This is a genomic window from Kribbella jejuensis, from assembly GCF_006715085.1.
Taxonomy (GTDB): domain Bacteria; phylum Actinomycetota; class Actinomycetes; order Propionibacteriales; family Kribbellaceae; genus Kribbella; species Kribbella jejuensis.
Genome location: NZ_VFMM01000001.1, coordinates 213956 through 235413, shown reverse-complemented (window position 1 = coordinate 235413; position 21458 = coordinate 213956). Strand labels below are relative to the sequence as shown.

Genomic DNA, 21458 nt, shown 5'->3' with positions numbered 1-21458 from the left:
GGGTTCGGTGCAAGTCGCAGTCGTCCAGGCGCGACCCGCGACCCGGCGCCGGAGCCCGCTGGCCCGGCGGCGTGAGCTGATGGCGTACCTGTTCCTGCTGCCGGCGGCGGTCCTGCTCGCGATCTTTACGCTGCTGCCGTTCGTCCAGGCGATCGTGCTGAGCTTCCAGGAATGGGACGGCGTCAGCAAATCCACCCCGTTCGTAGGACTCTCCAACTATCGGTTCGTTCTGCACGACACCGTGTTCTGGTCCTCGATGCGCAACGTGCTGATCTTCGGCGTTGCCGGTTTCCTCCTCGGTAACGCGCTGTCCCTCGGCATGGCGATCGCGGTCCACAAGGTACACCGTGGCAAGGCCCTCTTCCGGACGGCGTTCTACCTGCCCGGCGTGTTCTCGGTCGTGGTCATCGGCATGATCTTCTCCTGGCTGCTGGCGCCCAACGCCGGCATTCTCAACCGGATGCTCACCACCGTCGGGATGTCCGGGCACAACTGGCTCGGCGACCCCGGTACGGCGCTACCGGCCGTCGCGGCGGTGTTCCTCTGGTACCACTGGGGTTTCGGCTTCATCCTCTACCTGGCCGGACTCCAGGATCTGCCGGTCGAGCTGTACGAGGCCGCGAGTCTGGACGGCGCGCGCGGCTGGGCCAAGTTCCGGTACGTCACCTGGCCCGAGCTGCTCCCGGTGACGGCGATCGTGTCGCTCCTGACGTTGCTCGGCGCGCTCCAGGTGTTCGGCACCGTGCAGGTGCTGACGAACGGCGGTCCCGGCTACCACACGATGGTGCCGACGCTGCGGATCTACCAGGAGGCGTTCACGAACACGCGCTTCGGCTCGGCCGCCGCGATGTCGGTGATCTTCGGCGGCGCCCTGGTGCTGCTCGCGATGATGCATCTCTGGCTGTCGAGGAGACGGAAATGAAGGCATTGGCCGGCCGCGGCGGTCTGTACGCATTGCTGGTGCTGGCTGCCGTCGGCGCGCTGTTCCCGATCGCGTGGTTGCTGATCGGATCGTTGCAGACAAGCGACGAGCTGTACCGCGGGACGAAGCTGCTGCCGGCCAAGCCGCAGTGGTCGAACTACGTGACCGCCTGGACAGACGGCGATCTCGGCACCTATCTACCGAACAGCGTGATCTACACGGTCTCCGCGGTGATGGGCATCCTGGTGGTGTCGAGCATGGCGGGCTACGCGCTGGCGCGGATCGAGTTCCGTGGGAAGTCCGCAGTCACGTTCGCCCTACTCGCGCTGATGATCATCCCCGCGCCCGCCTCGTTCATCGCACAGTACAAGCTGATGGTGATGCTTGGACTGACCAACAGCCGGGTCGGATACGTACTGATCTTGGTCGCCGCGGGCGTCCCGCTGTCGGCGCTGATCATGCGCGGGTTCTTCGCGAACCTGCCCAAGGACCTCGAGGAAGCGGCGGCGATCGACGGCAGTACGGCGTTGAACACCTTTGCCCGGGTGATCCTGCCGCTGGCCCGACCGGGCCTGATCGCAGTCGCGGTGATCCAGGGCCTCGCGGTGTGGAACGAGTATCTGCTGGCGCTCGTGCTGTTCGACGACGACCGGCTGATGCCGATCCAGCGCGGCCTGACGAACTTCGTCTCAGCCGAGACCCCGGTGCAGAACATCCTCCTAGCCGCGACGGCGATCTCGGTGCTGCCGGTGGTGGTGTTCTACGTGTTCGCGCAACGGCAAGTCGTCCAGGGCATCAGCAGCGGAGCGGTCAAGTAGGCTGCCGTGATTCGGAGGGAGGTGGGAACAGATGGCCGGGAAGAAGGTGCCCGTGGTGCGAGCCACGCTCACTGATGTCGCACGGGTCGCGGGGGTTTCCCGCCAGACGGCGTCCCGGGTGGCCCGCGGCGGCGTGGACGTGAACGCGCAGACCGCGGACCGGGTACGCCGGGTGATCGAAGAGCTCGGATACCGCCCGGACCCGGTCGCGCGGGCGCTGTCGACCGGCCGGGGCCGGGTGATCGGCTTACTCACCCATCAGCTGACCGACCGGCAGATGGGGCTCGGTGCCGTGTCGATCATGATCGGTGTCGAGCAGGCGGCCGCCGAACTCGGGCTCGGCGTCAGCCTCGCCACCTTCGCGGGGTTCGATCCGGCGACCCTGCAGGACGGGATCGGCCGACTCGCGCAGGCGGGCTGCGACGGCGTGATCTTCATGGCCCCGTGGGTGTCCGCCGCGAAGACCTTGCGTGCCCTGGACACCACGCTGCCGATGGTGTCGACCAGTGAGGTCCCGGAGTACGACGGTCCGACCGTGCATGCGGACGCGGCCCAGGCGGCCGCGGACGTGGTGGATCACCTGCTGTCGCTCGGGCACCGGACGGTCCACCACGTGGCCGGGCCGGGCGACTGGATGTCGAGCCAACTCCGGCGTACCGGCTGGGAACGCGCGCTGCGCAAGGCGGGAGCCGAGGTCGTCGAGCCGGTGGCCGGTGACTGGACGGCCCGCTCCGGGTACGAGGCCGGTCGGCGGCTGGCGGCGGATCCGTCAGTGACGGCGGTCTTCACGGCGAACGACGAGATGGCGCTGGGTGTCCTGAACGCGCTCGCCGGGGCCGGGCGCCGGATCCCCGAGGACATCAGCGTAGCGGGTTTCGACGACGCGCCGGGCTCGGACTTCTTCCGTCCGCCGCTCACCACGATCAAGGTCGACGACGCGGATCACGGCCGGCTGGCGGTCGAGCAGCTGATGCTCCAGTTGAACGGCGAGGCCGCGGCGCAGGCGACGATCGTGCCGCATCGCCTGGTGGTCCGCGAAAGCACCGCGCGGCGGAGCTCGTGAGCGCGGTCCCACACGGGCTGCGGATCGACTACGGGGGAGACCAGTTCACGGTGTCGGGTCCGGCACCGCGGTTGTCGTGGCAGCCGACGGGGGCGTCGGCGTACGAGCTCGAGGCAACGATTGACGGCGTACGACATGTTGCGGTGCGCAACGAGTACCTGTACGTCGACTGGCCGTGGGAACCGCTTCGGAGCTGTCAGCGCGTGTCGTGGCGCGTCCGCGGAGCGGACTGGTCGGAGCCGAGCAGCTTCGAGGTCGGGCTGCTCGACGAGAACTGGTCGGCGCGGTGGATCTCGCCGTACGAAGCTGACGACCCCGGCTACGGCAACCGGCCGGCGTACGTGCTCTCGACCGGGTTCGAATTGTCGGTCGAAGTGGAGTCTGCGCGGCTGTATGCGACGGCGCTCGGGGTTTACGAGGCTTTCGTGAACGGTCGGCGCGCCGGTACGGCGGAGTTGACGCCGGGGTCCACGTCCTACGACCGCACGCTCTACGCGCAGGCGATGGACGTCACGGAATCCCTGCAGCGCGGCCCGAATCGGCTCGAACTGTTGCTGTCGGACGGTTGGTACCGCGGCAGGACCGGCGGGTTCCGGTTGCCGTCCGGCTGGGGTACGACGACTGCCGCTCGTGCCGAACTCCACCTCTGGCTGCGCGACGGCTCGCGCCGGATCGTCCGGACCGGCGAGGACTGGGCGAGCGCCGGCTCCCAGATCGTCCGGGCCGATCTGATGGACGGCCAGGCCGTCGATCTGGGCAGGCCGCCCGGTGCGCCGCGGCCGGTGCTCGTCGACCAGGTGGTTGCGCCTGGCATCGACTGGTCCCCGGCGCCGCCGGTGCGCCGGATCTCGTCCAGGCCGCCTTCGTCGCTCAGGCAGGTCGACGCGGAGACGGTCCTGGCCGACTTCGGGCAGAATGCTTCCGGTTGGATCTCGTTCGATCCAGGCCCGGCCGGTAGCAGGACCGTCGTGGACCATGGCGAGTTCGCGTGGCCCCGCGGTGATCTGACGACGGAACATCTCGACATGTTCCTGCCGGGTGCGATGGAGGATCCGTTCGTGCAGCGCGATGAGGTTGTCGGCGGCCACGGGGTAAGGTTCGAACCGCGGCACACCGTGCACGGCTTCCGCTACGCGCGGGTCCGCGGTCCTGCCGAGAACCTCAGGATGCACGTGGTGCACACCGATCTGGTGCCGACGGCGACGTTTGCCTGCAGCAACGAGGATCTCAACCGGCTGCACGAGGTCGCGGTGTGGAGTTTTCGCGGCAACGCTGTCGACGTACCGACCGACTGCCCGACTCGCGAGCGGCTCGGGTGGACGGGCGACTACCAGGTCTTCGCGCCGACGGCCGCCCGGCTGTACGACGTGCTCGGCTTCAGCCGGAAGTGGCTGCGCTCGGTCCGGGACGACCAGTTGCCCGACGGCCGGATCGCGAACTTCTCCCCGGACGGCCGCCGTACCAAGCTCAACCTCGAGGACCGGCTGGCGAGGACGACGGGCTCCGCCGGCTGGGGCGACGCGATCGTCGCCGTACCGGTCGAGCTCTACGAGACGTACGGCGACCGTGCGGTGCTGTCCGAGAACTGGGAGGCGATGGTCCGCTGGGTGGACTGGGCCCTCGAAGCGGCCCGCACCCATCACCATCCGTCGCGTCCGAACCGGGAGTACATCTGGGACGGCACCTACCACTGGGGCGAGTGGTGCGAGCCTCAGACGCCGGGGCGGCAGCAATCCGACGACCATGGCGAGGTCGGTACGGCGTACCTCTACCGATCGACCGCAATGCTTGCACGGATCGCGGACATCCTGGGTCGTGACGAGGCAGCCACCGGCTATGCCGAGATCGCCGAACGTGTCCGCGCCGCCTGGCGCGACGAGTTCCTCCGCGACGACGGACGGACCAGTGGCGACACCCAGGCCGGGTACGTCCGCGCGCTCGGTTTCGAGCTGATCCCGGAGCATCTGCAGCGTCTCGCCGTAGAACGACTCGTGCACCTGATCCGCGAAGCCGGCACCCACCTCGGCACCGGATTCCTCTCCACCGGCAACCTACTCCCGGTCCTCGCCGAGTTCGGGTACGCCGACGTCGCGTACGAACTGCTGTTCCAGCGCACGTCCCCGTCCTGGCTGGCGATGCTCGACCGCGGCGCGACCACGATCTGGGAGAACTGGGACGGCGTCGACGCCGACGGAATCCCGCACGACTCGCTCAACCACTACACCAAAGGCGCTGTGGCGCACTTCCTCCACACCCACGTCCTGGGCCTGCGCCAGGCGCCGGGTTCCGTGGCCTGGGAATCCTTCGTCGTCGCCCCCGCCCGTCACCCGGCCATCACCCACGCCGAAGGAACCTTCACCAGCCCCCGCGGCCGGATCGCGGTCTCCTGGGACCAGGAGAACCTGACCGTCGAAGTCCCGCCCGACTCGACAGCCGAGGTCACGCTTCCGAACGGCGAGTCCGTGAAGCTCTCGCCGGGACACTTCACCTTCTAGGACAGGCCGGTGCCGACGGCGAGGCCGATGGCGAAGGTCACCGCTGCGGAGAGGCCGCCGAGGAGGAGTTGGCGGCCGCCGCCGTACCAGAACGGGCGGGCGGTGATCTTGCCGACGATGCCGCCGGTGACGACCAGGCCGAGGGCGCTGAGCAGCAGGGCGGGCAGGATCGTGGTGGCGCCGACGACGAACGGGATCAGCGGGATGATCGCGCCGACGGCGAAGGCGGCGAACGACGAGCCGGCCGCGACCCAGGGCGACGGCAGGTCGTTGGGGTCGACGCCGAGTTCCTCGCGGACGTGGACGTCAAGCGCGACCTCGGGGTTCGCGGTGAGCTCGCGAGCGACCTCGGCGGCCAGCTCGGGACGCAGCCCCTTGGCTTCGTACATCAGCGCGAGCTCGCGCTCCTCCTCGACCGGGTGAATCTCCAACTCGCGTTTCTCGATCGCGATCTCGGCCTGCATCAGCTCGGTCTGCGACGAGACCGAGGTGAACTCGCCGGACGCCATCGAACACGCGCCCGCGACCAGGCCGGCCAGTCCGGTCATCAGCACGACCTTGCCGGTCGCGCCGCCGCCGACCACACCGGCGACCAGCGCGAAGTTCGACACCAGGCCGTCCATCACCCCGAAGGTTGCCGGACGCAACCATCCGCCGGTGACGTCGCGATGCGAGTGGTGGATCTCGGGTTCCGCGAGCTGCGCGGTCATCGTCCGTCCTCCCTACCGAGGTGAGCATTACCTCAGTCGGATTGCAGCACCTGTTACGCCAGCGTAGGCAGCAAAAGGACGTCGCGGCAACGAAGGTGAGCCGAACCTCAGCGGTGGTGGGCAACCAGGTCGTGGGCATGGCCGGCCTCGACGGCCGGCGGTTCGGGATGGATGGTGGCGGACGTGAGGCGCCGGACTCCGTGGATCAGTTCGTGCTCGACCTGGTGGCTGAGGCGGTGGGCCTCGACGAGTGAGGTGTCCGTGTCGACGGTGATCCGGGCCTCGGCGCGCAGGCTGTGCCCGAGCCAGCGGAGCTGGACACCCTGGACGTCGACGACCCCCGGCGTGGCGCGGATGACCTGCTCGGCCTGGTCGACCAGCGCCGGATCGACCGCGTCCATCAGCCGGCGGTACACCTCGCGCGCCGCGTCCCGCAGGACGAACAGGATCGCCACCGTGATCAGCAGACCGACGATCGGGTCCGCCAGCCGGAAACCGAGCCCGGCACCGATCGCGCTCAGCACCACGGCCAGGCTGGTGAACCCGTCGGTACGGGCGTGCAGCCCGTCGGCGACCAGCGCGGCCGAACCGATCCGCCGGCCGGTCCGGATCCGGTACTGCGCGACGATCTCGTTACCGAGGAACCCGACCACCCCGGCGACGATGAGTACGCCGAGGTGCTTGACGTCCGACGGGTGGACGAAGCGCCTGATCGCCTCGTACCCGGCGTACGCCGACGACAGCGCGATCAGTACGACGACAACGATGCCGGCCAGGTCCTCGGCGCGGCCGAAACCGTACGTGTAGCTGCGGGTGGCGAGCCGGCGGCCGACGACGAACGCGATCGCGAGCGGGATCGCGGTGAGCGCGTCGGCGTAGTTGTGCAGGGTGTCGCCGAGGAGGGCCACCGAGTTCGTGTAGACGACGATCACCGTCTGGATCAGCGCGGTCAGGATCAGACCGCCGAAGCTGATCTTCAGGCAGCGCATCCCTTCCTGGCTCGCCTCCAAGGCCGAGTCGACCTTGTCCGCACTGTCGTGCGAGTGCGGCACGAAGATCTCCTTGACCTTCCCGAGCAAACCGCCGTCGTGCCCATGACCGTGCCCATGACCGTGTCCGTGCCCGTGACCGTGCCCGTGTCCGCCGGCGCTCATCGGCTCGTCCTCCACTGCTGATCTGGAAAGCCCTCGCTGAAAAGGTAACAACAAACGGAACGGCCCCATCCACCCGGCAAGCCGGGGGACAGGGCCGTGAAGGTACGGCTACGGCTTGCGGCCGACGCCGACCCAGAGGCTGCACATGATGTCGGTGAACTCGCCGCGCTCGACGTACTGCTCGGTCTCCTCGTCGGGGAACCAGCGGAACGGGGACACCACGCCGGGCTCGACGAGCTCGGTGCCGTCGAAGAAGCGGGTGACCTCTTCCTTGCTGCGGACCTGCGCCTCGCCGCCGTCGGCCTTGTAGACGACCATCGCCCGCTCCCACAGCTCCGGCGCGAAGTCCGGCGTGCAGTGCGAGAAGATCAGCAGCGAACCCGACGCCAGCGGCTCGAGGAGCTGGCGGACCAGGTCGTACGGCTGCAGGTGGTCCGGGAGGTAGTGGAAGACGCCGACGATGCTGAGCGCAACCGGCTTGCTGAAGTCGATCAGCTCCTTGACCTCGTCGGCGCCGAGGATCCCCTGCGGGTCGGTGACGTCGGCCTCGAGGTAGGCCGTCCTGCCCTCCGGCTTGCTGACCAGCAGCGCGCGCGAGTGCGCGAGCACGATCGGGTCGTTGTCGGCGTACACCACGTGCGCCGACGGGACGATCTCCTGGACGACCTCGTGCAGGTTGGGCTCGGTCGGGATGCCGGTGCCGATGTCGAGGAACTGCGTGATGCCCTGCTCCGCGGCGTACTTCGCGGCCCGGTGCATCCACATCCGGTTCGACAGGGCGGCGGTCCGGAAGCCCGGGAACGCCTTGAGCAGATGCTCGGCGGCCTGCCGGTCGACCTCGAAGTTGTCCTTGCCGCCGAGGAAGTAGTCGTACACCCGGGCAGGGTGCGGCCGGTCCAGGTTCAGCTTCTCGTACATCCCCGGGTCGACGTCCTGCGAATCAGCCATCAATATCCCATTCGTACTGCGGGTCCGGTACCGATGTGTCATCGTAACCGGCGCACAACAGACCGTGACACCGGCACCTCGACCCTACCCCTCCAGGGCGTCACCGACACCCGCCACGGCGTGCCCTGGAACGGCTTTTACCGAGGCTTGAAGTCCGAGCCTTTCGGTAGGGACCTGTTCGATCCGGGTCCAGCCCTTCCAGCCGCGTTCTTCCATGATCTCGAGGAGCCGCGCGGCCTCGGGCGCGGACTCGATCATCACCGAGTCCAGCAGCTCGACAAGCTTCTCGTCGAACGGGTCGACACCCAGCTGACCGGCCTCGTAGGCACGGCTGTAGATGCGTTCCAGAAGGTCGGCGATCTCGTACAGCAACTCCTCGCCGTTCGGGTGGTCGACCGCCTCGCTCACCAGGCTGTACAGCTTCTGCGCGTCCGGATCGTCCAGCTCCTTGTGCTTTGCGGCGATGATGACGTCGATCAGCTCGGGCACCTGCGCGGCGATCATGATCCAGGCGTCGCGCTCCATCTCGATGTACCGCTCGCTGACGCCGTGCGCGCGGAGCAGGTCGAGATAGCCCAGGACGCTCGGCGGCAGTGCGAGGTGGTCGCCCGCCGCGAGCCGGGCGAGCCGCCGGCGGCTGTCCTGCAGCCGGCGGATCTCCGCGCGCAGCTCCTTGTCGATCTTCTGTACGCCGTCCTCGAACTCGTCCGGCTCCGCGTCGAGCAATTCCTGCACCCGGGCCAGCGGTACGCCGGCGTCGGCCAGCGTGTGGATCCGGATCAGCCGGACAACGGCGCCCGAGTTGTACGACCGGTAGCCGGAACGGTCCCGTCCAGGCTCCGGCAGCAGCCCGATCTTGTGGTAGTGCCGTACGGCCCGCACCGTCACACCGGCGTACGCCGCCAGCTGGCTGATGGTGAGCATGAACCCAAGCCTGCCTCAGGCGGACTTCCGGCGATAGACGACGATCGCCAGCGCGTACGCCACGACGAGCACGCCGACGCACCACGCCAGCGCCGTCCAGATGTCGTTGCCGACCGGCTGCTCCGCGAACAGCGCGCGGATCGTGTTGACGATCGACGTCACCGGCTGATGCTCGGCGAACCAGCGCACCGGTCCGGGCATCGTCTGCGTCGGCACGAACGCCGAACTCACGAACGGCAGGAAGATCAGCGGGTACGCGAACGCGCCCGCGCTCTCCACCGATCCCGCGGTCAGCCCGGGAATCACGGCCAGCCAGGTCAGCGCGAGCGTCGACAGCAACAGGATGCCGGTCACCGCGAGCCAGGCCAGTACGCCGGCACTCGAGCGGAAGCCCATCAGCAGCGCGACCCCGACGACGATCACGAGCGCGATCACGTTGGCGACCATCGAGGTGACGACATGCGCCCAGAGCAGGCCCGACCGGGCGATCGGCATCGACTGGAAACGCTCCAGGATCCCGCTCTTCAGATCCATGAACAGCCGGAACGCGGTGTAGGAGATGCCGGACGCGATCGTGATCAGCAGGATCCCCGGCAGCATGAAGTTGATGTACTTCGTCCCCGTCGAGATCGCCCCGCCGAACACGTACACGAACATCAGCATCAGCGCGACCGGAGTGAGCACGGTCGTGATGATCGTGTCGAGACTGCGGGTGATGTGCCGCAACGTCCGGACCGTCAGAGCGACGGTGTCGCTGAAGAAGTACGTGTTCATCTGCGGTCTCCGATGATCGCCAGGAAGATCTCCTCGAGACTGGGCTGCTTCTCGACGTACTCGACCTGGGCGGGCGGGAAGAGCTGCTTGAGTTCGGCGAGCGTGCCGTTGGCGATGATCCGGCCCTGGTGCAGGATCGCGATCCGGTCCGCGAGCTGCTCGGCCTCGTCCAGGTACTGCGTGGTCAGCATCACCGTCGTACCGGATCCGGCGAGCTCCTTGACCATCGTCCAGACCTCGATCCGCGCCTCCGGGTCGAGGCCTGTGGTGGGCTCGTCCAGGAAGATCACCGGCGAGTCCCCGATCAGGCTCATCGCGATGTCGAGGCGGCGCCGCATCCCACCGGAGTACGTCGCGACCTTGCGCGCGCCCGCGTCCGTCAGCGAGAACCGCGCCAACAGGTCGTCCGCGATCGCGCCGGGATCAGCCAGGTGCCGGAGCTTGGCGACCAGGACGAGATTCTCCCGCCCGGTCAGGATCTCGTCGACGGCCGCGAACTGACCGGTCAGACTGATCGACTTCCGCACGTCCGCGGCCTGCGTCGCGACGTCGAAACCGTTCACCGAGGCGGTCCCCGCGTCAGGTTTCAACAGGGTCGCGAGGATCCGGACCGTGGTCGTCTTGCCGGCCCCGTTCGACCCGAGCAGCGCGAAGATACTCCCTGGTGCCACGTCGAAGTCGACCCCACGTAGCACCTCCTGTTTCCCATAGGACTTCCGCAGTCCTTGCACCCGAATCGCACTCATGCCGATCAGGATGAAGGGTTGACCCTGCGTCAAGGTCAAGCCGTCCGATCAAGTGGCCGCGACGGCGGATCAAGCGGGCCGCCGGTTCGGCGTACAGGGTTGAGGGGTGTCTTCTACTGTGAAATCTCCGCGCCTGGGGACCTCCGTCGCTGCCCTGGTTGCGCTGGATCTGGGGATCTGTCTGCTGGTGGCGAGTGAGTTCCTGCCGGCCAGCGTGTTGCCGCGGATGGCCGCTGACCTCGGCGTGTCGGAAGGGACCGCCGGGTTGGCGGTGGCCGCGACCGCGATCGCGGGTGCGGTGACGGCGCCTTCGATCGCGATGGTGCTGCCCAAGGCGGATCGGCGGCTGGTGCTTGTCGGGTTGCTGCTGGTCGCGGCCGTTTCCGATCTGGCGGTGGCGTTGGCGCCCGGGTTCTTGGTGGTGCTGCTGAGCCGGTTGATCCTCGGCGTCGCGATCGCCGGGTACTGGTCGTTCGCCTTCGTCGCCGGGGTGCATGCCTTGCCCGGTCGGGAGCGGTTGGTGTCGACGAGTCTGTCGGTCGGCGTCAGCGTCGCGACGATCGTCGCCGTACCGCTCGCGTCGATCGGGGCGGACACCGCCGGCTGGCGGGTCGTGTTCGGCGTGGCGGCCGCGTTCACGCTGGTCAGCCTGGTGTTTCTCGTACTGGTGTTCCCGCCGGTTCCGGCGCATCCGTCCGCGGGGCTGACGATGATGCGGAGCGCGCTGCGTAATCCGTTGCTGATCGCGGGCCTGGTGATGATCGTGCTCGGCGTCCTCGGCAACTTCGTCGCCTACCCGTACATCCGGCTCGCGATCATGCGGGTCGCGCCGGGGGACTCGGCGTGGTTGCTGTTCGCGTGGGGCCTCGGTGGGCTGCTCGGCAATCTCACGGCCGGTGCCCTGGCGACGCGGTTGCGGCTCGCGTCCGCGGTGGCACCGCTGCTGTTGGCGGTCAGCCTGGCGGTCACGGCGTACGCCGCCGGCGTGCCCGTGCTCGCGGCCGGCGTGATCGTCTGGGGGCTGGCGTTCAGCATGATGCCGGTGGTGACCCAGCTGTGGGTCGCGACCGCCGAACGTGAACACACCGAGTCGGCGATGAGCCTGCAGGTGACCGCGTTCCAGACCGCGATCACGGTCGGCTCAGCGGTCGGCGGCGCGTTCGTGGACGATCACGGTGTCGCGGCGACCCTTGTGCTGGGAGCCGTCTGCGCACTGCTCAGCGGGATCGGGTTCGCCGTCCTGCGTCCTTCCTGAAGTACGGCGGTCCGCCAGGCCTGTGGGGACAAACCATGATCGGCCGCGAACGCCCGGCTGAACGCGGCGATCGAGCCGTACCCGCAGCGGACCGCCACTGCCTCGACCGGAAGGCCGGGCTCGGACAAGAGCCGGCGGGCCTCGCCCATCCGGACCTCCCGCAGCATGCGGACCGGGCTCCGGCCGACCGCCTTCTGGAACCGTGCGCTGAGGGCGGAGCGGGAAAGGTGAACCAGACCGGCGAGCGACTCGACGCTCCACTTCTGCGCGGGGTCGGCGAGCACCGCGTCGAGTACGCGGGCCACCAGCGGATCACCGTCCTCGTCCGGAGCGCCCTGGTCGTTGAACGAGTCCGTCATCGCGGCGCCGATCAGGGTTCCGTAGCCCTCGGCGAAGACCGACCCCCGGCACGCGCCGTCCAGAGGGCAGCTGCGGACGAGCTCGGCGACGCCCGGATGCCGGTCCGCGAAGCCACGGACCACCAGCGGACTCGGGACGGGTCCGGCCGCGACGACCGCGCGGAGATCTCCGAGCGCGAGCTCGGCGTCGCCGTCCACGACGAACGCGGTCCGCGCGTCGACCCATACGGCGTCGCCGGCGGCGAGCGCGGTGACACCGCGCGCGGTTTCGAGGTACGCCGTACCGCTGAGCACCAGGAACCACACCGGACCGGGCACGCGCATCGGAGCGTTCGCGCTGAGCGTGCGGTGATGCAGCCCGCCGAGGTCGTACCGAGCCGCCGTCCGACGAGAATCAGCCATGAACGGACCAACAGCCGGGATCGATCGGCCTATTCCCGCTCATGGCGCGCGGAAGCCCAGCGGGACAGGGCCCGGCTGGGCTGGAGCCGCTCGAAGACCTACCGGTCGGCGTGCTTCTGGACCTCCTTCTCGAGCTCGTCCTTGGACAGGCCCGAGGTGTTGGGGATGTCGGCGTTCTTCGCCTGCTGGGAGAGTTCTTCGCGGGTCTGGTCGCCGGGTTGTTCCCCGAGGTGCTGTTTGCGGCTGGCGGCGAAGGCGTCCCCGAGCTCGGCGCGGCGTTCGTCGGAGAGGTTGGACCGCATGCCCGGCAGGACCTTGGTCTCCTCCTCCTCGACGTGGTGGGTGATCGCGTCGACCAGGTTCTGCAGGACCTGGTCGAAGTCGGGCGACGTCGGGTCGGTGGCGGCCAGCTTGGCGAGCAGCTGGTCGGCCTCGATGTGCTCCTGCTGGCTGTGCGACACCTCCTCCTTCTCGCCGGCCTCCGCCGCGGCCACCGGGTACACCTCGGCCTCCTCGGCCCGGCTGTGCGCCGTCAGCAGGGTGGTCAGCACCGGCAGCAGGTTCGGGCGCTTGTCCGGCTCGTTCTTCAACGCCTCGAACAGCCGCTCCACCTCCCGGTGGTCCTGCATGATCAGATCGACGACGTCCACACTCATGAGGGCTCCTTCTCGAGCATCGCTTTGATGGTGGTCAGGGTCCGGTCGAGTTCCTCGTCGACGCCGGTGGGCTCGGTGGTGTGCAGCCGCACGGTCAGCTTCGAGGTGCCGTCGGCAACGAAGTCGACGACCAGTTCCCCGCCGTACCTGTGCCCACCGTCCATTCCCCAACGCAGCGTGCGCTCCTCGTCGACCAGCTCGATCCAGCCGTCGCGGTGCCCGCCGCCGACCGTGACGTCGACGTCCTCGTGCACGGCCTCGTGCGGTCGCCGCGCCTCGGCGCCCTGCGCGGTGGCCGGCACGGCGGTCGGCCGCAGCGAGGTGAGCCAGGGGATGTACGTGGGCAGTTTGCCGAGATCGGACAGCCGGTCGAACACCAGGTTCGGTGCGACGTCGACCATCGTGGACGCTTCGTAGTCACCCATGGGCCTGCTCCTTCCGCAGCCGCAGTTCGGGCAGTACCTCGGTCCGGTAGAGGTTCATCATGTCGACGCTGTGCGGTCCTATGTTCCCGACGTACACCTCGTCGAAGCCCGCCTCGACGTACGGCGTAAACGCCTCGAGGTGCGTCTTCGCGTCGGGGCCGCAGGCAACCGACTTGGCCGTGGACTCCTTCGTCACCAGCTGCGAGGCCTGCTCGAAGTGCCGTGGTGACGGGAGCACCTGGGAGAGCTCGCCGGGCAGGCCGGAGTTCGCCCAGATCCGGTGCGCCTGCTCGACGCCTTCCTCCGCGGTCGGCGCGTAGCTGACCTTGAACCCGGCCTGGGCCGGCTTGTCGCCGCCACCGTGGTCGCGGAACCGGCGGAGCAGGTCCGCGTCGGGCGCCGTGGTGATGTACCCGTCGCCGATCCGGGCTGCGAGATCGGTTGCCTCCGGCCCGAATCCGGACAGGTAGATCGGCAACGGCTGGTCGGGCTTGGTGTAGATCCGGGCGGTGTCGACGGTGTAGTGCTTGCCGTGGTGACTGACGAACCCGTCCTCGGTCCACAGCCGGCGCATGATCTCGACGGCTTCCTCCAGCATCTCCAGCCGTACGTCGACGGTCGGCCAGACGGATCCGAGGATGTGCTCGTTCAGCGCCTCGCCGGTCCCGATACCGAGCCGGAACCGCCCGTTCAGGAGCACCGCGCTGGTGGCCGCCGCCTGCGCGATCACGGCCGGATGGATCCGGACCGTCGGGCATGTGACCGCCGTCGTTACCGGCAGCTCGCACACCTGCGAGATCGCACCGATCGTCGACCAGACGAACGGGCTCTGCCCCTGCTCGTCGTTCCACGGATGGAAGTGGTCGCTGATCCACAGCCCGTCGAACCCGGCCTCCTCGGCCATCCGGGCCTGCTCGATCAGCTCGGCGGGACTGTACTCCTCGCTGGACAGGAAGTATCCGATCTTCACGCTGAAACCCTCCGAATCAATCGGTCACCCTCCCGGGTGCCCGCAGCCACGCCGTGCATTCGTGTCCAGCCGCGGTTACCCTCTGGTATGGTCCGCCGAGCTCCCGGGAACAGCATGAGACTTGTCATCGAGACGGACCTTTACAGCGACGTGGACGATGTCGGCGCCCTCGCGGTCGCGCACCACTACGCCGACCTGGGCCGGGCGGAGATCCTGTCGATCGGCGTCAACACCCCGAGCCGGTACGGGTACCAGGCCGCGCGGGTGGTGAACGACTGGTACGGCCGCGACGTACCGGTCGGCGTTCTCGAACCGCTTGACGATTCGGTGTTCGAGCAGGACTACGCCAAGTACCTCGCCGAGCGGTACGGACGTACGCAGGACCCGCCGGAGTCCGCGGTGGTCACGCATCGGCGGGCGCTGGCGGGGGCCCCTGATCGTTCGGTGACTGTTGTGTCGTTGGGATTCTTCGGCAATCTCCAGGGCTTGCTCGAGTCCTTGCCGGACGACATCTCGCCGCTGACCGGCCGGCAGCTCGTCGAGGCGAAGGTCGGCAAGCTGGTCGCGATGGCCGGGACGTTCCCGCAGGGTCGGGAGTTCAACATCGTCGAGGAGCCGGACAGTGCGCGGGCTGTCGTTGCGGGATGGCCGACGCCGATCGAGTTCCTGGGCTGGGAGGCCGGCGCGGAGGTCATCACGGGCAAGGCGATCTCCACCCGGACCGGCGACGTGATCGGCGATGCGTACCGCCACTACAGCGGCCCCGGCGTCGGCCGGGCCAGCTGGGACCTGCTCACCGTGCACCTCGCCCTGGAAGGCGCGGACCGCTACTACGAACTCAGCGAGCCGGGCCGGCTGCGCATCGACCCGACCGGCTGGTCCACCTTCGACCCCGATCCGTCAGGCCAACACCGTTACGTGTCCCGCACGGCGCCGCACCTCGCCACCGAACTCAACCGAATCCTCGAGGCCCCACCGCTCAGCCGAACCCGCTGACCCCCATGGACGAAGTCTTCGCCGGCCGAGCCACCTACGACGACGCCGGCCACGCCCGGTCCGCGACGGTCGGGCGCTGAACGGCGAAATCGCGGCGAACGAATGCCGGGATCAAATCGACGAACTCACGAAGAAAATGGACCGACCACCAGATCTCGGCGGGCGAATATCCGCCGCCGAGGCGGTCGAAGCCCACCCGATTACCGACGATGCGGAAGTCGGGAGGATTCCTGGCGAGCAGGAACTCGATCATTCGCGGATGCAGTACGGCGTGCGCGAAGCGGTCGTCGGCAGCCCGCGGATTGAACCGCTGGTTGAATTCTCCGCTCTCCGTTCGTACCGGTGTCCAGCCGAGGGCGAATCCAGCGACATCCGGGATACCTCTGTCAATGTCGAGGCGCGGCAGTTCGACCGGCAGCGTTATCCAGATATAGCCGTGATGGTATCCGTTGCGATGGGCTCGTTCACTGTCGCGTCCTTCCTCGTGACTGGTGTAGGTGAAAGCCGTTACCGGGTAGCCGAAGAAGTCACCGTGAACGACATCGTTCGCGCGCCTGAACCGGCCGCGAGGATGCAGGCCGGCCACCAGCTCGCCGATTTCGTAGTCGCGAGCGGTGTACCGCAGCCCGAGCCGCTGCGCCAGCAGGGCGATCTCCGGCTTCGGTTTGTGTGGCCTGAGCCTGGTCACCACCGCTAGAACCATCGCTGTAACAAACATGCCGACGGGCACCCACGGTACGTCGGCCATCTATCCCCCTCATCTCACCATCGGCTCCTGGAGAACTCCGCGGTGCCAGGTCCGGGCCTCACCACCAGTAATACAAATGTAAACCGCGTACGGGTCAGCTACGGATGCTGCGTCATCCCTTGAGGCCTGTTCCGGCGACGCCTTCGACGATCCGTTTCTGGAAGATGAGGAACAGAACGACCAGCGGTAGCGCTCCGAGGATGGAGGAGGCCTGGATGTCGGACAGTTGCTGCCCGTAGGACCCCTGGACGGTGGCGAGGCCGACCGGAATTGTCATGAGATTCGGGTTGGACAGGACGAACAACGGCAGGATCAGGTTGTTCCAGACGCCGACGAAGGTGACGATCGACATCGCGCCGATGACCGGTCTGGACATCGGCATGACGATCGACCAGTAGATCCGCCAGTATCCGGCGCCGTCGATGAGGGCGGACTCCTCGAACGCCTGCGGCAGTCCGTCGAAGAACTGCTTGAAGACGAACACCGCGATCACGGCCGGCACCTGCGGAAGGATGACCGCCCAGTAGGTGTTCAGCAGCCCGAACGCGTTCAGCTCCTGGAAAATCGGAACGATGAGGACCTGCGCGGGGACCATGATGCCGGCAATCATCAGCAGGAACACGAGATGGCGTCCGCGGAATCTGAGCCGGGAGAGCGCATAGGCGGTCATCGAGGCGAACAAGATGGTGAGCGCCACGGTCACCACCGAGGTGACGACGCTGGCCAGGTACCAGTTCCAGATGTTGCCGCCGTTGAGCAGCGTCCGGTAGGAGTCGATCGTGAGGTTCCAGTTCCGCAGGATCGGCCCGGCCCCGACCGCCGAGACCGAGTTCGGGGTCAGCGAGGTTTTGATCGCCCAGAGGCTCGGGATGATCCACAAGGCGGCGAAGCCGACGAGGACGATCCAGGACACCACGGTGAACATGCGTCCCGCCGATCGCCTCGCCGATACGTTGCCGCCGGCGGGCGCGGGCGCCGGCGCTGCCGCCGACACGCCGTTGCGGGACCGTTGCTTGACCGCTCTGCCGTTGTCGCTGGACATCTAGGCCTCCCTTCGCTGCTGGATGCGTTCGATCAGCGGACGTACGACGGTGATCGCCAGAATGACGATGAAGAGCAGGACCGATGCGGCAGCCGCGGCGCCGACCCGGTAATCGGTGAAGGCGGTGGTCGTGACCAGTCCGAGTACGACCTGGGTGGAGATGCCCGGTCCGCCGGCCGTCATCAGATAGACCTGGTCGAAGATCTTGAGACTCGCGATGATCTGCAGCAGCAGGACCAGGGTCGTGGTCCGGCTGAGCAGCGGAATCGTGATGGAGCGGATCTGCTGCCACTGACTCGCCCCGTCGACCGCGGCTGCCTCGTAGAGCTCCCGCGGAATGTCCTGCAGCCCGGCCAGGTAGAGAATGAAGTTGAAGCCGATGGTCCACCAGACGGTGGTGACCGCGATGCCGACCATGGCCAGGTCAGGCGTGCCGAGCACCGGTGCCGGGTCGGCGGCTCCGAGCAGCTTCTGGAACGAGTTCCACAGGCCGGTCGACGGGGTGTAGATGAACGACCAGATCAGCGCAATGGTTGCCGACGGCAAGATGAAGGGCACGAAGAAGGCCAGTCGGAAAAGCCATTCGGACCGTCCTCCGATGCGGTTCGCCAGGACGGCGAAGACGAAGGCCAGGACGACCAGCGGTGGCACGGTGTAGAGGGTGAACTGGATCGTGTGCCACATCGCCGACCAGAATTCCGGCTTGGTCAACATCTCCCGGTAGTTGGCGAAGCCGGCGAAGGGGCCGAACCCGTGCTTGACCAGACTGGTGTCGAACAGGCTCGTGATGAACATGTAGACGACCGGCCAGATAAGGAAGACGAGATAGAAGATCCCGAACGGCGCGACGAACATCCACGCCGCCCTGGCCGACCTGCGCCCGCGAGGTTCTCGCTGCTTCGGACCGGTTGTGTCCGGCGGCGCCGCCGTTTAGAACTGGGTCGTCATGATCGGTCCTCCTGTCCGGCTGAACGCGAAGGCCGGGTGCCGCTCATAGCGGACTCGGGGTGTTGGCATAAGTGAGCAGCTGCGACCGCGCCCGGGCCAGCGCTGCCTGCGGTGAGGCAAGCCCCTGCTGCACCAGTCCGATCTGGGCGCCGACGATGTTCTCGAACGTCGAACCAGAACCGGAGTACCAGGCCGGTGCGTCGTACACGACGGTGTCAGCCGCGGACGCGTAGTTGGACTGGGGACTGAGCTCCTTGTATGCCTGACTGTGCAGCGTCGGCAGGTAGGCCGGGATATGACCGCCCTTGGCCCAGGTGAGGCTCTGGTCGAGCATCGACTTGACGAACCCCATCGCGCGGCGAAGCTGCTCGTCGGTTCGGCTCCTGGCAGGAAGCACGAAGGTGTGGGAGTCGCCCTGCGCAGCGGGCCGGTCGAACAGCGTGGGGACCGGGACCATGCCGAACTTCAGTCCCTTGATGCTCTGGGCCGTTGTGATCTCCCATTCGCCTTGGAGATAGAAGCCGGACTTCCCGGTGAACATCAGCGTCTGCGACCCCGCGTAGTCGGTGTCCGCGGGCATCAGGCCCTTCTTGGTCAGTGACTGGATGTACGCCAGTGTGTCCAACGTGATCTCGCGGTTGTAACTCAGCGTGCGGCCCGTGTCGGCAAGCCAAGGCGTCGCTCCCTCATGCTGTTGGTACAGCGTCTGGAACCAGCGCCAACTGGTCGCCTGGTCGCCGATCGTCGCTACCGAAGCCCCGTACGCTCCGGTGACCTGCTTGGCGGCCGAGAGGGCAGCCTCCCATCCCTTGGTCCCGTTGATCGGCTTCAAGTTGCCCGCCGAATCGAGCAGACCCGCCTTCTCGCAGACCTCGGCGTTGTAGTAAAGGACGAAGGGATGCGTGTCCAACGGAATGGCATAGTTCTTACCGTCGAGTTGCTGCGCTTTCCACGCTTTCTCGCTGAAATCACCGGGACTGAGCCCGACCATTCCGAGTGTCTCCTCGGTGATCTCGCTGATGAGTCCGGCGCGCGCCAGGTTCGCCGAACGGGTCAGATGCGAGATCGCGACGTCCGGTGGGACCTGACCGATCGTTGCCAGCGAGAGTTTCGTGTAATAGGGGTTGCCCCAGGTGAAGGTCGCCGCCTGCAACTTCGGTGATCCGGGACCGGCTCGGTAGGCGTCCTCCATGACGAGCATCCGGGCACCGTCACCGCCACCGAACAGGTTCCAGTACGTCACCGTTCCAGGTGCGACTTCAGTGCCCGCGACGCCGGCACCCAGCACGCTGCACCCGGTGGTCGCGCCGAGCGCGGCCACTCCGAGACCACCGAGGAACGAGCGCCGGGACAACCCGGCCGACATCTTCGAACGATCGGAAGCCACGCTGATTCACCTCTGTCCACTGGCCGACGTGGCGTCCGCGCGGACCCGGGAAGCGTCGTGGCCCCCGTCGCCGCGGCACAGGATCGTTGCGAACCTCGAGTTCGTGCACTCACTCTCCCGGTTCTCCGGACCCAGCCGGCAGGATGAGCGCCTCCGGTCTGTACCCCCGTGGGACCGCCGAAAAACCCACCCGAACCGCCGCACAGGCTTTCGTCACCCAATCGTCAAGATGCGCGCCCGCAGGTCGTCCGGCTGTCAGCTTGCGGCTTGGCGTTCGAAGATTTCGGTGATTTCTTCGACGGAGAGTTCCTTGGTTTCGGGGATGTACGAGTTCACGAACAGTAGGGCGACCGCGGACAGGACGGCGAACAGGACCATTAGCCAGGCCAGGCCGAAGCCGTTCAGCATTGTCGGGACGAGCAGGATCAGCGCGAAGTTCGCGATCCAGTCGGCTGCCGCGCCGAGGGCGGCGGCGCGGCCGCGGACGGCGGTCGGGAAGTACTCGCCCTGGATCAGCCAGCCGGTCCCGCCGACGCCGATCGCGAACGCGGCGATGAACACGTTCAGCCCGATCATGATCAGGATGATCCGGGTCAGCCCGCCGGTGAACGCGACACCGGCCGCTCCGATCAGCATCGCGACCGCCATCACGGCGTACCCGCCGAGCGCGAGCTTGCGGCGCCCGACCCGGTCGATGAACTTGAACGCGAAGTACGTCGCGACGACGTTGACCACACTCATCCCGGCCGTGATCGCGACGGCCGCGACGGCTGCTTGTACCTTGTCGCCGCCGTTCTGCAGATACGGCTGCAGCAGTTTCGGCCCGTAGTAGAAGGGCAGGTTGATGCCGGTGATCTGCTGGAACGCGAAGAACACGCACACCACGATCAGCGCCCGCTTCACGCCGCGGGTCCAGTTCCGGGCCGGGCGACCCGCCTGTGACTCGCGTTCGTCGACCTCACGGGCGCTGCGCTCGATCTGCTCGGCGCTGACGTCGATGTCGAGTTTGGCGAGCGCGTCGTGGGCGTCGTCGTACCGGCCCTGGCGCATCAGCCAGCGCGGCGACTCCGGCATCCGGGTCCGCAGGACCAGCGCGAAGACAGCCGGTACGGCGCCGAGGCCGAGCAGCAGGCGCCAGTCGAAGGAGTGCACGTGCTGGGGGAGCGGGATCAGCACGGCCAGCGCGATCAGGTACGAGATCAGGATCCCGACCGTGATCATCCACTGCTGCAGGATGCCGAGCGCACCGCGGCGCGCCTTGGGCGCGTACTCCGCGATGTAAGCGGTGGCGATCGCTGAGTCGGCGCCGATCGCCAGGCCGATCAGTGTGCGGGCGACCAGCAGCACCCAGGCGTCCCACGCGAACGCCGACAGCAGCGCGCCGAGCGCGTAGATGGCGGCGTCGACGACCAGCAGCGACTTGCGGCCCAGCCGGTCCGAGGTGGGGCCGGCGGCGAGCGCGCCGACCGCGGCACCGATGGACGCGCCGGCCACCAGGTAGCCGAGCGCTAGTGAGCCGAGGTTCCAGGGCAGGAAGTTGACGACGGACCCGATGTTCGCGGTGTCGTACCCGAACAGAAACCCGCCGACGGTCGCGAGCAACGTCAGCGACCAGTAGAACGAGGTCGGCACCCGGGTATCGAGGTGATCGAGTACTCCGGCGGCCGATTCTTGCTGCGGCGCCATGCCGAATGCGCCTCCTAGATCGATCCGGTA

General features: G+C 67.7%; 21 protein-coding genes. 6 read left to right on the top strand and 15 right to left on the bottom strand.

Annotation, left to right across the window (positions count from 1 at the left end; all coding sequences use genetic code 11):
• The first annotated feature begins 7 nt into the window (after positions 1–7).
• From FB475_RS01165 to FB475_RS01150, 4 genes are read left to right on the top strand one after another with little or no spacing between them, the layout of a single operon-like run.
• Positions 8–922 carry a carbohydrate ABC transporter permease gene (locus tag FB475_RS01165; RefSeq protein ID WP_141851670.1) on the top strand — a complete coding sequence of 305 codons (915 nt, stop codon included), beginning with the start codon at positions 8–10 and terminating at the stop codon, positions 920–922.
• A complete protein-coding gene (locus FB475_RS01160; RefSeq protein ID WP_141851668.1) occupies positions 919–1740 on the top strand; it encodes a carbohydrate ABC transporter permease in 822 nt (273 codons plus the stop codon). Before FB475_RS01165 ends, FB475_RS01160 begins: the two co-directional genes overlap by 4 nt.
• A gap of 31 nt (positions 1741–1771) precedes the next feature.
• Positions 1772–2803 (top strand): LacI family DNA-binding transcriptional regulator, encoded by a 1032-nt coding sequence (locus FB475_RS01155; RefSeq protein WP_141851666.1) that lies wholly within the window; start codon positions 1772–1774, stop codon positions 2801–2803.
• Complete coding sequence (locus FB475_RS01150) at positions 2800–5298, top strand: family 78 glycoside hydrolase catalytic domain (protein ID WP_141851664.1); 2499 nt, start codon at positions 2800–2802, stop codon at positions 5296–5298. The genes FB475_RS01155 and FB475_RS01150 overlap by 4 nt, the downstream gene beginning before the upstream one ends.
• Here FB475_RS01150 and FB475_RS01145 read toward each other — a convergent pair.
• The 6 genes from FB475_RS01145 to FB475_RS01120 all read right to left on the bottom strand — a co-directional run bounded on the left by FB475_RS01145 (position 5295) and on the right by FB475_RS01120 (position 10554).
• Complete coding sequence (locus FB475_RS01145; protein WP_141851662.1) at positions 5295–6008, bottom strand: VIT1/CCC1 transporter family protein; 714 nt, start codon at positions 6006–6008, stop codon at positions 5295–5297. The two genes, FB475_RS01150 and FB475_RS01145, sit on opposite strands and share 4 nt — an antisense overlap.
• 107 nt (positions 6009–6115) lie before the next feature.
• On the bottom strand, positions 6116–7162 hold the full coding sequence (locus tag FB475_RS01140) for a cation diffusion facilitator family transporter (RefSeq protein WP_141851660.1): 1047 nt from the start codon (positions 7160–7162) through the stop codon (positions 6116–6118).
• A 108-nt stretch (positions 7163–7270) separates the two neighbouring features.
• On the bottom strand, positions 7271–8110 hold the full coding sequence (locus FB475_RS01135) for an SAM-dependent methyltransferase (RefSeq protein ID WP_185758999.1): 840 nt from the start codon (positions 8108–8110) through the stop codon (positions 7271–7273).
• Between the two features lie 84 nt (positions 8111–8194).
• Positions 8195–9034 (bottom strand): MerR family transcriptional regulator, encoded by an 840-nt coding sequence (locus tag FB475_RS01130; protein ID WP_141851658.1) that lies wholly within the window; start codon positions 9032–9034, stop codon positions 8195–8197.
• Between the two features lie 15 nt (positions 9035–9049).
• Complete coding sequence (locus FB475_RS01125) at positions 9050–9808, bottom strand: ABC transporter permease (RefSeq protein ID WP_141851656.1); 759 nt, start codon at positions 9806–9808, stop codon at positions 9050–9052.
• Positions 9805–10554, bottom strand: coding sequence for an ABC transporter ATP-binding protein (locus FB475_RS01120; protein ID WP_141851654.1), 750 nt, complete (start codon positions 10552–10554; stop codon positions 9805–9807). The genes FB475_RS01125 and FB475_RS01120 overlap by 4 nt, the downstream gene beginning before the upstream one ends.
• Before the next feature lie 118 nt (positions 10555–10672).
• Here FB475_RS01120 and FB475_RS01115 point away from each other — a divergent pair, with 118 nt between their 5' ends.
• The gene (locus FB475_RS01115; protein ID WP_202878224.1) at positions 10673–11809 is read left to right on the top strand and encodes an MFS transporter; all 1137 of its coding nucleotides are present in this window, start codon (positions 10673–10675) and stop codon (positions 11807–11809) included.
• Here the strand turns inward: FB475_RS01115 and FB475_RS01110 are convergent.
• The 4 genes from FB475_RS01110 to FB475_RS01095 form a co-directional block, all read right to left on the bottom strand.
• Positions 11725–12570: a helix-turn-helix domain-containing protein gene (locus FB475_RS01110; RefSeq protein ID WP_141851649.1), complete on the bottom strand. Its 846-nt coding sequence runs from the start codon at positions 12568–12570 to the stop codon at positions 11725–11727. The genes FB475_RS01115 and FB475_RS01110 overlap by 85 nt on opposite strands.
• A gap of 98 nt (positions 12571–12668) precedes the next feature.
• Positions 12669–13226, bottom strand: a complete 558-nt coding sequence (locus FB475_RS01105; RefSeq protein ID WP_141851646.1) for a hemerythrin domain-containing protein — start codon at positions 13224–13226, stop codon at positions 12669–12671.
• Positions 13223–13651: an SRPBCC family protein gene (locus FB475_RS01100; RefSeq protein ID WP_141851644.1), complete on the bottom strand. Its 429-nt coding sequence runs from the start codon at positions 13649–13651 to the stop codon at positions 13223–13225. Before FB475_RS01100 ends, FB475_RS01105 begins: the two co-directional genes overlap by 4 nt.
• Positions 13644–14621 (bottom strand): LLM class F420-dependent oxidoreductase, encoded by a 978-nt coding sequence (locus FB475_RS01095; RefSeq protein ID WP_141851642.1) that lies wholly within the window; start codon positions 14619–14621, stop codon positions 13644–13646. Before FB475_RS01095 ends, FB475_RS01100 begins: the two co-directional genes overlap by 8 nt.
• Positions 14622–14735: 114 nt before the next feature.
• Here FB475_RS01095 and FB475_RS01090 point away from each other — a divergent pair, with 114 nt between their 5' ends.
• The gene (locus FB475_RS01090) at positions 14736–15617 is read left to right on the top strand and encodes a nucleoside hydrolase (RefSeq protein ID WP_185758997.1); all 882 of its coding nucleotides are present in this window, start codon (positions 14736–14738) and stop codon (positions 15615–15617) included.
• A gap of 34 nt (positions 15618–15651) precedes the next feature.
• Here the strand turns inward: FB475_RS01090 and FB475_RS01085 are convergent, their stop codons facing one another.
• The 5 genes from FB475_RS01085 to FB475_RS01065 form a co-directional block, all read right to left on the bottom strand.
• The gene (locus FB475_RS01085; protein WP_141851639.1) at positions 15652–16365 is read right to left on the bottom strand and encodes a hypothetical protein; all 714 of its coding nucleotides are present in this window, start codon (positions 16363–16365) and stop codon (positions 15652–15654) included.
• A 112-nt stretch (positions 16366–16477) separates the two neighbouring features.
• Positions 16478–17407, bottom strand: coding sequence for a carbohydrate ABC transporter permease (locus FB475_RS01080; RefSeq protein WP_141851637.1), 930 nt, complete (start codon positions 17405–17407; stop codon positions 16478–16480).
• Positions 17408–18262 carry a carbohydrate ABC transporter permease gene (locus FB475_RS01075; protein ID WP_141851635.1) on the bottom strand — a complete coding sequence of 285 codons (855 nt, stop codon included), beginning with the start codon at positions 18260–18262 and terminating at the stop codon, positions 17408–17410.
• A 136-nt stretch (positions 18263–18398) separates the two neighbouring features.
• A complete protein-coding gene (locus tag FB475_RS01070) occupies positions 18399–19742 on the bottom strand; it encodes an extracellular solute-binding protein (RefSeq protein WP_238331897.1) in 1344 nt (447 codons plus the stop codon).
• Positions 19743–19997: 255 nt separating this feature from the next.
• Positions 19998–21452: a sugar porter family MFS transporter gene (locus FB475_RS01065; protein WP_272952075.1), complete on the bottom strand. Its 1455-nt coding sequence runs from the start codon at positions 21450–21452 to the stop codon at positions 19998–20000.
• Positions 21453–21458 lie beyond the last annotated feature (6 nt).